The sequence below is a fragment of the Microbacterium ureisolvens genome (genome assembly GCF_015278315.1).
Lineage (GTDB): Bacteria > Actinomycetota > Actinomycetes > Actinomycetales > Microbacteriaceae > Microbacterium > Microbacterium ureisolvens.
This window is the reverse complement of sequence record NZ_JADIJE010000010.1, coordinates 56,854-71,560: the sequence shown is the minus strand read 5'-3', so window position 1 is coordinate 71,560 and position 14,707 is coordinate 56,854. Positions and strand designations below refer to the sequence as shown.

Here is a 14,707-nt window from a genome sequence, read left to right as displayed (position 1 = left end):
AGACTATGAGAGTCCTCCGACATCCCTGGCCCGCACGGATTCCATCAGCGCCTTCGTTCGGGCGAAGGTGGGGACCATCACGTTCGCGAGGCCCGACACCGTCGTGGAGGTGCGCGCGTCGTGTCTGCTGACGGCGGTGACGCCGTGGTCGCCCCCCGCCATCGTGAGGTCGTCCCCGTCGAGCCATACCCCGCGGCCGTACGCCAGTCCGTCCCCCGCGTCGGCGGTCACGGGCTCGATCAGCAGATCGACGAGCGCCGGGGCGATGATCCGGCCGGCGAGCAGCGCCCGCCAGAACCTGTGCAGGTCGCCGACCGTGGAGTGCGCCCCGCCGTCTCCTGAGCCGACGACGGGCAATTCGAACACGTTGGTCCGGCCGTTCTCCTCGTAACCGGTCGCCGTGCCGGGCGGGAGCAGATCCGAACGCGGGAAGCCGGATGCCGTCATCCGCGCCGGCTCGAACACGCGCTGCGCGACCAGATCGGCGAAGGGGGTGCCAGAGACCCGTTCCGCGATGACGGCGAGCACGACGTACCCGCCGTTGCAGTAGGAGAACCGCTCCCCCGCGGGGAACTTGGTCGGGAAGCCGTCGAGCAGAGGCAGATACGCCGGCGTCGAATCCAGCTGCTGCACCGGGACCGCAAGCGGTGCGAGGCCGTCGATCTCCTCGTCGAGGTAGTCGCCGATGCCCGACGTGTGCGTCAGGAGATGGTCGATCGTCACGTCGTCCGCGATGAGGGGCAGGTCGTCTCCGAGGACATGCCGGGCGGTCGTGTCGAGCGACAGAGCGCCCTCCCCTACGAGCGACAGCGCGGTGACCGCCGTGAATGTCTTGGTCCCACTGGCCAGACCGAACCTGGTGCGGACGGTGTTGGCGACGCCTGCGGTGCGATCGGCGAGCCCGAGCGACCACTCTCCGAGCACCTCGTCGCCGCGGCGCACGCTGACGACGCCGCAGTAGCCCTCGAGGTCGGGGCTCAGTTGCTCCATGCCTGGAACTGTAGCGGGTGCGTGGAACCGCTCAGGCGCTCTTGCGCTTCTCGCGCAGCACCAGCGTCGGCGGCGCGCCCTCGTCGACAGCCGCGCGGGTCACGATCACCTTGTCGACGTCGTCGGTCGAGGGGATCTCGAACATGATCGGGCCGAGCACGTCTTCGAGGATCGCGCGGAGGCCGCGGGCTCCGGTCTTGCGGGCGACCGCGAGATCGGCGATGGCCTCGAGCGCCTCGCGATCGAACTCGAGCGACACGCCGTCGAGCTCGAACATGCGGTGGTATTGCTTCACCAGCGCGTTCTTCGGCTCGGTGAGGATCTCCATGAGCGCTTCGCGGTCCAGCGGCGACACCGACGCGACGACCGGGAGGCGCCCGATGAACTCGGGAATGAGTCCGAACTTGTGCAGGTCTTCGGGCTGGACGTCGCCGAAGAGGTTGAGGTCCTCGTCCTTGCGGTGCAGCGAGGCGCCGAAGCCGACGCCGTGCTTGCCCACGCGCGAGGAGATGATGTCTTCCAGTCCCGCGAAGGCGCCTGCCACGATGAACAGCACGTTCGTCGTGTCGATCTGGATGAACTCCTGGTGCGGGTGCTTGCGGCCGCCCTGCGGCGGCACCGATGCGACGGTGCCCTCGAGGATCTTCAGCAGCGCCTGCTGAACGCCCTCGCCCGACACATCGCGGGTGATCGAGGGGTTCTCCGCCTTGCGGGCGATCTTGTCGACCTCGTCGATGTAGATGATCCCGGTCTCGGCGCGCTTGGTGTCGAAGTCGGCCGCCTGCAGCAGCTTGAGGAGGATGTTCTCGACGTCTTCGCCGACGTAGCCCGCCTCGGTGAGCGCGGTCGCGTCAGCGACCGCGAACGGCACATTGAGCCGCTTGGCGAGCGTCTGTGCGAGGTATGTCTTGCCGCAGCCGGTCGGTCCGAGGAGCAGGATGTTGCTCTTGGCGATCTCGATCTCGTCGGCGCGCTGCTCGGCCGACTGGATCGTGCCGTGGGCCCGCACGCGCTTGTAGTGGTTGTAGACGGCCACCGACAGCGCGCGCTTGGCGTCATGCTGGCCGACGACGTACTCCTCGAGGAAGGCGAAGATCTCGCGCGGCTTGGGCAGATCGAAGTCGGCGACGACGCCGGAGGACGACTCGGCCATGCGCTCTTCGATGATCTCGTTGCACAGCTCGACGCACTCGTCGCAGATGTAGACGCCGGGGCCGGCGATCAGCTGCTGGACCTGCTTCTGGCTCTTGCCGCAGAAAGAGCACTTGAACAAGTCGGCACTCTCACCGATGCGTGCCATTCTGCTCCTCCTCGTGACATCGAGGGGACTCGCCCCCCGGCTGTTCTCCGAGCCTAATAGCTGACGCCGACAAGCGGCGGCATTGCGACGCACGTTGTGGACGACCGCGGTTCGCCGTGAGCGGAACATCCGCGCACACGACGGCGCCCCGCCGCCCGTTGATCGGGAGGCGGGGCGCCGGGGCGTCGCGGACGCTACTTCGTCAGCGCCTGCTGGCCGCGCTTGCGAGTGGTGAGCACCTGGTCGACGAGGCCGTACGCGACGCTCTCCTCGGCGGAGAGGATCTTGTCGCGGTCGATGTCCTTGTTGACCTCCTCGACGCTCTTGTTCGAGTGCTTCGACAGCGTCTGCTCGAGCCACGTGCGCATGCGCAGGATCTCCTGCGCCTGGATCTCGATGTCGGACGCCTGCCCGTGACCGGCCTCGCCCATGGCGGGCTGGTGGATCAGGATGCGGGCGTTCGGCAGCGCGAGACGCTTGCCCGGGGCGCCGGCCGCGAGCAGCACGGCCGCCGCGGAGGCCGCCTGTCCCAGCACGACCGTCTGGATCTGCGGCGACACGTACTGCATGGTGTCGTAGATCGCCGTCATCGCCGTGAACGAGCCGCCGGGCGAGTTGATGTACATGATGATGTCGCGATCGGGGTCCTGCGACTCGAGCACGAGCAGCTGCGCCATGACATCGTCCGCCGAGGCGTCGTCGACCTGGACGCCCAGGAAGATCACGCGGTCCTCGAACAGCTTGTTGTAGGGGTCCTGGCGCTTGTAGCCGTAGGCCGTGCGCTCCTCGAACTGCGGCAGGATGTAGCGGCTGCCGGGCATCTGCAGCGCCTGGGGCGCCGCCTGACCGAAGGTGGGGGTCTGCATTCCTGGTTCTCTCTCTTTCGCCTTCGGCCTCAGCTGTCGGTGGCGGTGCCGCCGCCGCCGATGACGTCCGTCGCGGACTCGCGGATGTGGTCGACGAAGCCGTACTCGAGCGCCTCTTCGGCCCCGAACCAGCGGTCGCGGTCACCGTCGGCGTTGATCTGCTCGACGCTCTTGCCGGTCTGCTTCGCGGTGATCTCGGCGAGACGCTTCTTCATGTCGAGGATGAGCTGCGCCTGCGTCTGGATGTCGCTCGCCGTGCCGCCGAAGCCGCCGTGCGGCTGGTGGAGCAGCACGCGGGCGTTGGGCGTGATGTAGCGCTTGCCCTTGGTTCCTGCGGTCAGCAGCAGCTGGCCCATCGACGCGGCCATGCCGATGCCGACGGTGACGATGTCGTTCGGGACGAACTGCATCGTGTCGTAGATCGCCATGCCGGCCGTGATCGAGCCGCCGGGCGAGTTGATGTAGAGGTAGATGTCCTTCTCGGAGTCCTCGGCGGCGAGAAGCAGGATCTTCGCGCAGATCTCGTTGGCGTTCTCGTCACGCACCTCCGACCCCAGCCAGATGATGCGGTCCTTCAGCAGCCTGTCGAAGACGCTGGTCGCGACAAGTGGTTCGGCCATTTGTACTCCTGTTTCCTTGGGTCGCCATCGAATCTACCGGCGCGTCGCGAGCGACCCGCCCGTGTTCGCCCTGGGCAGATCGGGCACGAGACGCAAGAGGACGGATGCCGCGGCATCCGTCCTCTCGCGTTCATCGGTCACTGCGCGATGCAGGCCTGTCCAAGGTCACTCGGCGTCGGCGGCCTTCTTGGCCGGAGCCTTCTTCGCGGGCGCCTTCTTGGCCGGAGCCTTCTTCTCGGCGGGAGCCTCGTCGGCGTCGGCGGCCGCCGCCTTCTTCGCGGCGGGCTTGCGCGCGGGGGCCTTCTTCGCGGGCTTCTCGGCCTCCTCGGCCTCGATCACGGCGTCGGCGTCGGCCGCGGCATCCGCGATCTCCTCCGCCTCCTCCACGACCTCTTCCTCGTCCTCGGTGGCGACGAAGCCGCTCAGGTCGACCGGGTCGCCGTTGGTGTCGACGACGGTGACCTTGCCGAGGGCGACGGCGAGCGCCTTGTTGCGGGCGACCTCGCCGATCATCGCGGGGAGCTGGTTGCCCTCCTGCAGCGCGTTGACGAACTCCTGCGGGGCCATGCCGTACTGGGCGGCCGACTGCACGAGGTACTGGGTCAGCTCGTCCTGCGACACCTGCACGTTGACCGTCTCGGCGATCTTGTCGAGCAGCATCTGCGTCTTGAACTGCTTCTCGCTGGCCTCGGCGACCTCGGCGCGGTGCACGTCGTCCTCGAGGCGGCCCTCGCCCTCGAGGTGGTTGTGGACCTCGTCCTCGATCAGCTGCGGCGGAACGGGGATCTCGACCTGTGCGAGCAGGGTCTCGATGAGCTTGTCGCGCGCGGCCGAGCCCTGCGTGAACGCACCCTGCTGACCGACGCGCTCCTTGAGGCTGTCGCGCAGCTCGGCGATGGTGTCGAACTCGCTCGCGATCTGCGCGAAGTCGTCGTCGGCCTCGGGCAGCTCGCGCTCCTTGACGGCCTTGACGGTGACGGAGACCTCAGCTTCTTCGCCGGCGTGGTCGCCGCCGACCAGCTTCGAGCGGAAGGTGGTGTCCTCACCGGCGGTGAGCGAGTCGATGGCCTCGTCGATGCCCTCGAGCAGCTCGCCGGAGCCGACCTCGTACGACACGCCGTCGGCGCGGTCGATCTCGGCGCCGTCGATCGTCGCGACCAGGTCGAGCTCGACGAAGTCGCCGTTCGCGGCGGGACGGTCGACCGTCACGAGCGTGCCGAAGCGGCCGCGCAGGCGGTCGAGCTCGGCGTCGATGGCGGCCTCGTCGACCTCGATGGCGTCGACCTCGACGGTCGTGCCCTCGAAGGCCGGCAGGTCGAACTCGGGACGCACATCGACCTCGACCTCGACCTCGAGGTCGCCCGAGAAGTCCTTCTCGTTCGGCCACTCGGTGACCTCGGCCGACGGACGGCCCAGCACGCGCAGCTCGTTGGCGGCGACGGCCTCGCGGTAGAAGTTGTCGAGACCCTCGCTGACGGCGTGCTCGAGCACCGCGACGCGGCCGATGCGCTGGTCGATGATGGGCGCGGGCACCTTGCCCTTGCGGAAGCCGGGGATCTGCACGTCCTGCGCGATGTGCTCGTACGCGTGCTTGATCGACGGCTTGAGCTCGTCGGGGCTGACCGTGATGTGGAGCTTCACCCGGGTCGGGCTGAGCTTCTCGACGGTGCTGTTCACCATGCCTGTTACTTCTCCTCTATCGGACCGCGCGAGGACGCGGCGGTACAAGGTCTGGGGTCGGAATTCATCAGGGCCTGACGTCGGGGCGACAGGATTTGAACCTGCGGCCTCCCGCTCCCAAAGCGGGCGCTCTACCAAGCTGAGCTACGCCCCGGGCGGGTCCGCACACGTGTGTGCGCGCATTTCGGCCCCGAGAAGTCTAGCCGACCAGCCAGGAACGTATCTGCGCACCCGGATGCGCTCGATGTCGGGGCCGGCGTCTCGGGCGGCCGGCGGGTCGGAACGGCACGGTCGGCGCGATGTACTACGATTGACCGGTGCCCGTCCGCGGGCGCACGGGGATGTAGCTCAATGGTAGAGCCTCAGTCTTCCAAACTGATGGTGCGGGTTCGATTCCCGTCATCCCCTCCACACCCCTCTCGGCCGCACCTCTGCGGCTCGCTCCTCCCCCTCCTGTTGCCCGGGTTCACGGCGCGGCAGACTGAGCACGGAATTGTTGCCGGCCGTGGGGAGGCGCGATGAGCAAGCGGGGATCGAGCACGGATCCGGCGCAGCCGAGGAAGCTGCCGCGCCGACCGGCGTCGAGCCTGACCGAGAAGTGGACCCGCATCGACGACGTCGACGTGTTCTACCGGGAGTCGCCCGATCCGCCGCGCGATCCCCGCGTCATGGTCCACGTGCACGGCTTCGGGCTGTCAGGGCGGTACCTCCTGCCGACCGCGGAGAAGCTCGCCGACGACTTCCACACCTTCGTGCCCGATCTGCCGGGGTTCGGTCGCAGCGGCAAGCGCCGCGACATGCTCGACATCCCCGACCTGGCTCGGGCCGCCGTCGACTTCCTCGACGACCGCGGCGTCGAGAAGGCGACGCTGGTGGGCAACTCCATGGGATGCCCGGTCATCATCGAGACCGCGCACACCTACCCCGATCGCATCGACCGCGCGGTGCTCGTCTCGCCGGCGGGCGGCGTGTTCAATCAGCCGCTGCGACGAGCGATCCGCCAGCTCTCCGTCGATGCGCCGCGGGAGCCCACGCGGATGGCCCGCGTTGCCGTGCCCGACTACGTGCGGTTCGGCGTGCCGAGCACGATGCGGATGTTCCGCTCGCTCACCCAGTACCCGTCGCTGCAGCGGCTGCTCGAGCTGCACATCCCGACCCTCGTCGTCCTGGGTGAGCGGGACCCGCTGCTGCCCCACGCGCATCGCGTGAGCGAGATCGCCAGTCAGACCGACAGCCACGTCCTGGTCGTGCTGCTGGAGGGCGCCGCGCACGCGATCAACTTCAGCCACCCGGGGCAGCTCGCGCACGTGATCCGCCTCTTCATGGATGACAAGCCGATCGACAACGACCCGTCCTGGCCCGGTCACGTGCGGCTCTACGAGGTGCACCGCGGCAGGCACCACCCTCCGCCGAAGGCCTGACTCATGCCTCCGGCTCTGTCCGCGGATGCGCCGCCGTCAGTCGACGGGCCTCGCGTCCATGTGCTCGTCGATGTGCGCGAGGTAATGCTCCGCGTTGCGCAGCAGTCCCTCCCGCTCCTCGGGCGTCAGCTCGCGGCGGACCTTCGCGGGCACGCCCGCGACCAGTGACCCATCTGGGATCTCGGAGCCCTCGAGCACGACCGCACCGCCGGCGACGAGGCATCCGGATCCGATCCTCGCCCCGTTCAGCACGACCGCGCCCATGCCGACGAGCGACCCGTCGCCGATGGTGCACCCGTGCACGACGGCATTGTGGCCGACCGACACGTCCTCCCCGATCACGACGGGCTTTCCGGCGTCGACGTGGACGGAGACGTTGTCCTGCAGGTTGCTGCGGGCGCCGACGGTGATGGTGTCGCCGTCGGCGCGGAGCACCGCGTTGTACCAGACGCTCGCCCCGGGACCCAGGGTCACGCCGCCGACGATGCGCGCGCCGGCGGCGACGAACGACGTCGGGTCGAGCTTCGGGGTTCTGCCCGCCGCGCTGAGGACCGAGGCTCCGGGTGCGACCGTCATGATCCGACTCTATTGGCGAGCGCCGCCTGGATTGCCTCGGTGTACCACGGAGCGAGGGTGTCGGCGAACGTCACCGTGAGGTGGTCCTGGTCGCGGTAGACGTTCGCGCCGCCGACGACGGGAGCGCACGTCTCGGCGCCGCAGAACACGTCGGTGAAGTCGAGCAGGGTCACCGAATCGGCACCGGATGCCGCATCCCGCAGCGGATCGTCCGCCACCAGGACGTCGGAGCGGGCGCCGTCGCATTCGGAGGCGTCGCGCGTGCGCAGGCACTTGTTGGGATCGGACTCCCACACCGGGTTGTCGACCACCGTGATCACCGGGATGCCGCGGTCGGTCACGGTGCTCCAGGCGTCGCGGTAGCCGGCGACCGCCGCGTCGTGCGCCGAGTCGTAGCCGGCCGAAGAGTAGGGAGTGGTCGCGATGGCCGCGGTGAACACGGCATCGAGATCGGCGTCGTCGATCGCCCGCTGCACGCGCTCGCGCCACTCGGTGCACGCGGCGCCGAAGGCGCCCGGGGTGGACAGCGGCGTCGTGTTCCAGGGGCAGGCGCCCTTGAACCAGGTCACCAGCTGCCAGCCGTTCTCATCGGCCATGCGCTGGAACGTGGGCAACAGCTGATACGCGTGGCTGTCGCCGATGAGCGCGACCCGGGGCGCGTCGGCGTCGTCGGACCCGAAGTTGCACGAGACCGGCCGCGAGTCGGTCAGCTGCACGAAGCACTGCGAATCCTCCGGACGGTCGATGCCCGCGAATCCCGGCGCGGGAAGGATCGTGTCGCCGAAGTCCACGTCCGCGCAGGAAGGATCGAGCACGGATGCCGCGCCGAAGCAATCGGGAGGATCCTGCTGGAGCTGCGCGATGTCTCGGGTGCCCTGGTTGTACAGGGGTGCGTTCACGAACCAGGCCGCCGCGGCGACGAGCGCGACGACGATCATCGCCGCCAGCGAGGACCACAGCGTCACGCGAGCCGGCCGCCCGGTGAGCACCTTCCAGCCTCGGACCGGGTCTTCGACGAAGCGCTTCGTGAGCCATGCCAGCACGAAGCAGAGAACGAGGAGCGCGACCCGGTGGTAGATCGTCAGCCCCCAGAACGGCACGGACGGCGCGATGATGATGAGCGGCCAGTGCCACAGGTAGAGCGAGTACGAGATGTCGCCGACGAACTGCGCCGGGCGGATGGCGAGGATGCGGGTGGGGTACCACCACCGCTCGGCGTTCGAGGCGGCGATGATCGCAGCCGCGCCCAGGGTGGGAAGCGCCGCCATGTACCCGGGGAACGGGGTCTGCGCGTCGAACGTGAACGTGACGTAGACGAGCAGCAGGATGCCGCCCCACCCGAGGATGAAGCTCCCGATCGCGTTGCGGATCCGCAGCATCGGCACCAGTGCGATCATCGCGCCGACGCCGAACTGCCACATCCGCCCGAACGTGACGAAGTACGCCGGGGCGGGGTTCGTGATGGTGAACCACACGCAGAACGCGAACGACACGACCGTCACGGCGCCCAGCGCCACCAGGATGGCGCGTCGCCGCGCACCCCGGAACCACTTCACCCCGATCCAGGCGGCCAGCAGCATGATGAGCGGCCACATCACGTAGAACTGCTCTTCCAGCGACAGCGACCAATAGTGCTGGACGGTCGTGGGCGAACCGCCGTGGTTCAGATAGTCGGCGGAGTTCAGCGCCAGGTACCAGTTCTCGACGTAGAACGTCGACGCCAGGATCTCGCGCACCTCGTTCGGCAGCGCGGAGGTGGGCATGAGGTACGGCGACATCACGACGAGCGCGCAGAAGACCAGAACGAGAAGGGATGCCGGCAGCAGGCGTCGCGCGCGCCGGGCCCAGAACTGCCCCAGTTTCACGGTGCCCGTCGCGATGAGCTCGCGCATCAGGTGGGCCGTGATGAGGAAGCCCGAGATCACGAAGAAGATGTCGACGCCGATGTAGCCGCCCGAGACGCGCCCCGGCCAGAAGTGGTACAGCACCACGCACAGCACGGCGATCGCGCGCAGTCCCTGGACATGCGGGAGGAAGCGTGAGGGCTCGGCGTGCTCGGGTGAACGGTCGCGAGGCTCGCGGGTCACGGTCTTGGCGGGATCGCCCAGATGCTGCGGTCCGAGGTCGTGATCGGCGGAAGGCACCTATCGACGTTAGCCGCTGTCGCCGGCCTTCCCCGCACCGACCCTGCCGATTCCCGGTTTAGCCCAGCCTTCTCTTGCTTGCGGAATGACTCGTGCTGAGTAGCGTTGCAGTCACTGGAGGACGAACGCCGAGCTGAGCGCCCCTCCGAGAGATGGAGGCGAGACATGACGAACACCCAGACCACCCCCGCAACCGCAGCGAACCCCGACGTCGCCGCCGCGACGGCGCAGTTCCTCACCCCCGTCGTCCTGGGCCTGCAGGCCCTGGCCGTGAACGGCAAGCAGGCGCACTGGAACGTGCGCGGTGCGAACTTCATCGCGATCCACGAGCTTCTCGACTCGGTCGTGGCACACGCGCAGGACGGCGCCGATCAGGCCGCCGAGCGCATCGTCGCCCTGGGTCTTCCGGTCGATGCCCGCGTCGGCACCGTCGCGCAGAAGACGGCGACCGCCGTCCCCGCCGGCTTCACGCAGTGGGACGCGCTCATCCGCAACGTGATCACCGACATGGACGCCGTCATCGCGGATGTCCAGGCGGCCATCGACGGCCTCGACGAGTTCGACCTCACCAGCCAGGACATCGCGATCGGCATCAAGGAGTCGCTTGAGAAGGACCGCTGGTTCCTCTTCGCACACCTGGCGGAGTGAGCTCCGAAGCCTGAATGCGAAGACCCCCGGTGATCCCGGGGGTCTTCGTCGTCTCACGGGTGCTGCAGGAACGCCAGCACGGCGAGGACGCGACGGTGTTCGGTTCCCGACTCCTCGAGGCCGAGCTTCGCGAAGATGGCGCTGATGTTCTTCTCGACCGCGCCGACGCCGATGAACAGCCGCTCGGCGATGCTCGCGTTGCTGCGCCCCTCCGCCATGAGCGTGAGGACGTCGCGCTCGCGCGGCGTGAGGGTGGCCAGCGGATCAGGTCGCGCTGAGAGCAGTCCCTGCACGACCAGCGGGTCGAGCACCGTGCCCCGCTCGCGGACGCGGCGGACGGCGTCGGTGAACTCCTCCAACGATGTGACGCGGTCCTTGAGGAGGTAGCCGACACCGCCCTCGCCCCCGGCGAGGAGCTCGCGGGCGTACACGCCCTCGACGTACTGGCTGAGCACGAGGATGCCGACCGCCGGCAGCGCGGCGCGGACGGCCAGCGCGGCACGGATCCCCTCGTCGCGGAATCCCGGCGGCAGACGCACATCGAGGATCGCCACATCGGCGCGCGCCTCGCGGACTCGGGCGACCACGTCGTCGGCGTCGCCCCACGCACCCGCCGTGACGTAGCCGGCCTCGTCGAACAGCCGGACGAGCCCCTCGCGCAGGAGGACGGAGTCCTCGAACAGGACGACGCGGAGCGGTGCGGAATCGGAGGCGGCGGTCATCCCCTCAGGATAGGGATCGGTCACGGCGTCCCTCCGAGCGGGATGTGCGCCCCGACGGATGTCGGCCCGCCGACAGGGCTCGTCACGACCAGCACCCCGCGCAGGCCCGCGACACGCTCCCGCAGTCCCTCGAGGCCGTGACCCGAAGTGATCGCGGCGCCGCCGCGGCCGTTGTCGACGACCCAGACGTCCAGATGAGTGGGCGCACCGGCAGGGGTTCGCCGGAGAGTGACGCGGAGGGTGACACCCGTCGCGCCGGAGTGCTTGACGGCGTTGGTCATGAGCTCGGCGACGACGAAGTAGACGGTGCGCGCGACCTCCTGGCTGACGGCGCGGTCGATCGCGGGGTCCACCTCGACCTGCACCCACAGCGGCGACCCGGTGGCCAGGGCGTCGAGGGCCGCGGCGAGGCCGCGGTCCTGGAGCAGGGGCGGAGCGACGCCGCTCGAGAGGGCACGCAGCTCGTCGAGCGCCGCCTTCGCGTGGCCGCGCGCGTCGCGGGCGAGCTCGGCGGCGGCATCCGTGTCGCCCGCCGCCGCTCGCCGTTCCAGCGCGGCGAGGTCCATCTGCAGCCGCACCAGGCGCTGCTGCGGTCCATCGTGGATGTCGCGCTCGAGCCGTCGCAGGGCGACGTCCTCGGCGTGCACGGCCGCGCCGCGCGCGGCCGCCTCGGCCCGCACCTCGGCGGCGAGCTCGTCTGAGCTCCACCGGCCGAGCATGCCCCGGGCGACCGCGTGATGGCCGCGCGCGAGTCCGCCCAGCACCCACGGCATCGTGATCGTGAACACGATGCCTGCGATGAGGTAGAGCGCGACCTCGACGGCCCAGCCCGACCAGCCGCCGAAGAGCCACGGCAGGGCATCGGCGACGTAATGCCCCCAAGCGCCGCCGTCGCCACGAGGCAGGAAGACACCCCAGAACCAGTACGTCAGTCCGCCGAGTCCGACGCTGAGCCACACGACGGTCAGCACGAACGAGATGGTGCTGATGATCGGGCTCACGATCATGCCGTGGACGAGGTAGACCCAGTAGTGCGCGTTGCGGATCGGCCTGGTGAGAGTCACCCAGAACCCGGTCGCGTCGGGCGTGTCACGATTCCACTCCGGCTCCGCGATCTCGGGAAGACCGGTCAGCAGCAGGAGGAACCTGTCGGCGACGCCGAAGCCGCGCGCGATGAGGAGCGAGAGCACCACCAGGGGCAGGCCGACGAAGATGATCAGCAGTCCCACACCGGTCCAGAACAGCGACGCGAGCAGGCTCACCGAGATCATGGCGAGGACGAAGACCGCGAGGAGGTAGAGCGCGCTGCCGGGCGTACGCGCCCAGGCGCGGCCGTAGGACCCCCAGAAGCCGGCGCCGGCCGGTCGCGCGGCGATGGGCTGCAGCGGGGCCGGTTCAGTGGTGGCGGTCATCGGCGTCTCCCTCGGATGTCATGATCCCAGCCTCGCGCCGAGACCGTGGCCGCGGCATCCCCTCCCCTCCCGAACCGGTACGGGGGCAGACCCCCGCCCGACGGTGGAGGCTAGGCGACGTGCGTCAGCCGGCCGGCGATGAGCGTCGCCGCCACGCGCATGCCGCGCAGCGCCGCATCGTCGGCGGTGAGCGGGTCGTGGTCGCAGATCGCCAGGTCGGCCACGTCGCCCGGCTGGATCCTCGCGGGCTCCTCGGAGCCGCCGCGGGTCGACGCCCCGAGCGCGGTCGCCGCGTCGATCCGCTGCTGCGGCTGCCACGGCTCGCGCCCGTCGCGCGTGCGGAAGACCGCCGCCGCCATCGCGGCCCACGGATCCAGCGGCGCGACAGGCGCGTCCGAGCCGAGCAGCAGGTTCGCGCCGGTGTCGGCGAGTGCCCGCAGCGGGTACGGCTGGGCGGTCTGGCCGGCCCACACGGTGTCGGTGAGGTCACGGTCGTCCAGGGCGTGCTCGGGCTGGACGCTGGCCCCGACTCCCAGACGTGCGAACCTCGGGATGTCGGCGTGCGCCACGAGCTGCGCGTGCTCGATGGTGCCCCACGCGCCGGTCGCGGCGAAGGCGTCGAGCGCATGCGAGTTCGCCACGTCGCCGATCGCATGGATCGCGGAGGCGATTCCGGCCGCGGTCGCGCGGCTCATCAGGTCGACGAGCGTCGCGAGGTCGACGGTGAGCAGTCCGTGGTTGTGCGGGTCACCGGGATACGACTGCGAAGTGGCCGCGGTGCGGGTCCCCAGCGAGCCGTCGGTGATCACCTTGAGGGGCCCGACCCGCACGAGATCGGAGGTCGCGCCCCGGATGTCGCCGGTCTGCAGCCCTTCGGCGACGGCGCGGTCGAAGTACTGCGGGTAGATGCCGAACGAGACGCGCAGCGCATCGAACCCCGCCCCGAGCCGCCGCACCCAGGCGTCCTCGTTCCACGACATGTCGAGGTCGACCAGGCCGACGACCCCGCGCGAGGCGGCATCCTGCGCCATCCGCGCCACGAGCGGGTCCGACACCGACGAGTCGACGGCGTTGAGGCGCCGGGAGATCTCGAAGGCGGGCTCCTCTCGCAGCATGCCGGTGGCGTCCGGCTCGAAGCCCTCGCGGCGCAGCGCGGCGGAATTGAGCCAGACGCTGTGCACGTCGGCGTTGATGAGGTAGGTGGGCACGTCCCCCGTGGCGGCGTCCAGGACGGAGAGCTCGGGAGCGTCGGGCCAGAATGCGTCGCGGAATCCGCCGCCCACGCGCCGGCCGTCGGGAAGAGCCGCCGCGCCGCCCATCAGGGAGGCCGCCTCCGCCGCCGATGCGGCACCGCCGAGCGCGACACGCTGGGCCGACAGCGCCCACTGCACGGTGTGCACGTGGTGGTCCCAGAGGCCGGGGATCACCCACCCGCCGTCCGCGTCGAGCACCCGGCCGCGGCGCGGCAGCGCGCCGGCGGGGGCGATGTCGACGACGATGCCGTCGGCGAGGTGCACGTCGACCGGCTCGGAGCCGAACGGGTCGGTGCGGTCCGAGCCGGTGAGGCGGGCGTTCGCGAGGACGTCGGGTTCGTCGCCGCGCGCCGGCGTCACCGGGCGGCCTTCCGCGTCTCGAGGTCGCGGCGCATCTCTGCGGGCAGACGAGGATCGGCGTACGGGCTCGCACCCGCCTCGAGTCCGCCGATGACGGTCTCGACGATCTCGTCCGACTTGTTCTGGCTGAGCTTGCGCTTGCCGACCACCTTGGTGGGCGTGAGGCGGAAGCCGACCGTGCCGCGTTCCAGCCGTCGCACGAATTCGGGATCGTTCGGCGGCTCCCACATCAGGCGGGGCTGCGGCATCCCGCTCTCGAACCGAGCGACGAGCCGCTCGAGCACCTCGAGGTTCTCCTCCGCGCTGAGCAGCTCCGGAATCCCGCTCAGGTGCGCCGAGACGAAGTTCCAGGTCGGCACGCTCTGGGTGTCGCCGTACCAGCCCGGCGAGATGTACCCGTGCGGTCCTTGCACCACGACGAGGAGTTCGCGCTCGCCCAGTCCGTGGATGAGATCGTCGGGCTTGCCCACGTGACCGACGATCGTCAGGTCGTCGCGGTCGGGATCGAGCAGCACCGCGTAGTGCGATGCGACCAGCCCGGCCTCTGCGGAGCTGACGATCGTCACCCACGGATTCTGCTCGATGAGCCGGCGGATCTCGCCGACATCGGACATCGCGAAGCTCGGGTTCTGGCGCACGGAACCCAGCCTACGAGCCTGCCGTCATGGCCGCGCACACCTGTCGCTCCCGCTTCGGATCGCCGAACCGGCTGCCT

General features: G+C 69.7%; 13 protein-coding genes and 2 tRNA genes. 3 read left to right on the top strand and 12 right to left on the bottom strand.

The features are described from left to right. Positions 1-3 precede the first annotated feature (3 nt). From IM767_RS15245 to IM767_RS15220, 6 genes are all read right to left on the bottom strand, one after another. The gene (locus IM767_RS15245; protein ID WP_109211176.1) at positions 4-990 is read right to left on the bottom strand and encodes a serine hydrolase domain-containing protein; all 987 of its coding nucleotides are present in this window, start codon (positions 988-990) and stop codon (positions 4-6) included. Positions 991-1,021: 31 nt separating this feature from the next. Continuing rightward, on the bottom strand, positions 1,022-2,290 hold the full coding sequence (gene clpX, locus IM767_RS15240) for an ATP-dependent Clp protease ATP-binding subunit ClpX (RefSeq protein ID WP_109211175.1): 1,269 nt from the start codon (positions 2,288-2,290) through the stop codon (positions 1,022-1,024). Between the two features lie 194 nt (positions 2,291-2,484). Further along, positions 2,485-3,156, bottom strand: a complete 672-nt coding sequence (locus IM767_RS15235; protein WP_109211174.1) for an ATP-dependent Clp protease proteolytic subunit — start codon at positions 3,154-3,156, stop codon at positions 2,485-2,487. Positions 3,157-3,185: 29 nt separating this feature from the next. Beyond that, on the bottom strand, positions 3,186-3,776 hold the full coding sequence (locus tag IM767_RS15230) for an ATP-dependent Clp protease proteolytic subunit (protein WP_109211173.1): 591 nt from the start codon (positions 3,774-3,776) through the stop codon (positions 3,186-3,188). A 165-nt stretch (positions 3,777-3,941) separates the two neighbouring features. Beyond that, positions 3,942-5,453, bottom strand: a complete 1,512-nt coding sequence (gene tig, locus IM767_RS15225) for a trigger factor (RefSeq protein WP_194398904.1) — start codon at positions 5,451-5,453, stop codon at positions 3,942-3,944. A gap of 83 nt (positions 5,454-5,536) precedes the next feature. After that, a tRNA-Pro gene (locus IM767_RS15220) sits at positions 5,537-5,610 on the bottom strand. A gap of 183 nt (positions 5,611-5,793) precedes the next feature. Here IM767_RS15220 and IM767_RS15215 point away from each other — a divergent pair. Both IM767_RS15215 and IM767_RS15210 read left to right on the top strand, forming a co-directional pair. After that, positions 5,794-5,867 (top strand) — tRNA-Gly (locus IM767_RS15215). Positions 5,868-5,974: 107 nt separating this feature from the next. Continuing rightward, a complete protein-coding gene (locus IM767_RS15210) occupies positions 5,975-6,877 on the top strand; it encodes an alpha/beta fold hydrolase (protein ID WP_109211171.1) in 903 nt (300 codons plus the stop codon). Between the two features lie 36 nt (positions 6,878-6,913). Here the strand turns inward: IM767_RS15210 and IM767_RS15205 are convergent, their stop codons facing one another. Together IM767_RS15205 and IM767_RS15200 are read right to left on the bottom strand one after the other, a co-directional pair. After that, positions 6,914-7,453: a gamma carbonic anhydrase family protein gene (locus IM767_RS15205; RefSeq protein ID WP_109211170.1), complete on the bottom strand. Its 540-nt coding sequence runs from the start codon at positions 7,451-7,453 to the stop codon at positions 6,914-6,916. Further along, positions 7,450-9,597: an acyltransferase family protein gene (locus tag IM767_RS15200; protein ID WP_109211169.1), complete on the bottom strand. Its 2,148-nt coding sequence runs from the start codon at positions 9,595-9,597 to the stop codon at positions 7,450-7,452. The genes IM767_RS15205 and IM767_RS15200 overlap by 4 nt, the downstream gene beginning before the upstream one ends. A gap of 165 nt (positions 9,598-9,762) precedes the next feature. Here IM767_RS15200 and IM767_RS15195 point away from each other — a divergent pair, with 165 nt between their 5' ends. After that, positions 9,763-10,245, top strand: coding sequence for a Dps family protein (locus IM767_RS15195; protein ID WP_109211168.1), 483 nt, complete (start codon positions 9,763-9,765; stop codon positions 10,243-10,245). A gap of 53 nt (positions 10,246-10,298) precedes the next feature. Here IM767_RS15195 and IM767_RS15190 read toward each other — a convergent pair whose 3' ends face one another. From IM767_RS15190 to IM767_RS15175, 4 genes are all read right to left on the bottom strand, one after another. Further along, positions 10,299-10,967, bottom strand: a complete 669-nt coding sequence (locus IM767_RS15190) for a response regulator transcription factor (RefSeq protein ID WP_109211277.1) — start codon at positions 10,965-10,967, stop codon at positions 10,299-10,301. A 20-nt stretch (positions 10,968-10,987) separates the two neighbouring features. Beyond that, positions 10,988-12,379 (bottom strand): sensor histidine kinase, encoded by a 1,392-nt coding sequence (locus tag IM767_RS15185; RefSeq protein ID WP_109211167.1) that lies wholly within the window; start codon positions 12,377-12,379, stop codon positions 10,988-10,990. Between the two features lie 110 nt (positions 12,380-12,489). Then, positions 12,490-13,992 (bottom strand): amidohydrolase, encoded by a 1,503-nt coding sequence (locus tag IM767_RS15180; protein ID WP_109211166.1) that lies wholly within the window; start codon positions 13,990-13,992, stop codon positions 12,490-12,492. Beyond that, positions 13,989-14,630 (bottom strand): FMN-binding negative transcriptional regulator, encoded by a 642-nt coding sequence (locus IM767_RS15175; protein WP_194398900.1) that lies wholly within the window; start codon positions 14,628-14,630, stop codon positions 13,989-13,991. The genes IM767_RS15180 and IM767_RS15175 overlap by 4 nt, the downstream gene beginning before the upstream one ends. Positions 14,631-14,707 lie beyond the last annotated feature (77 nt).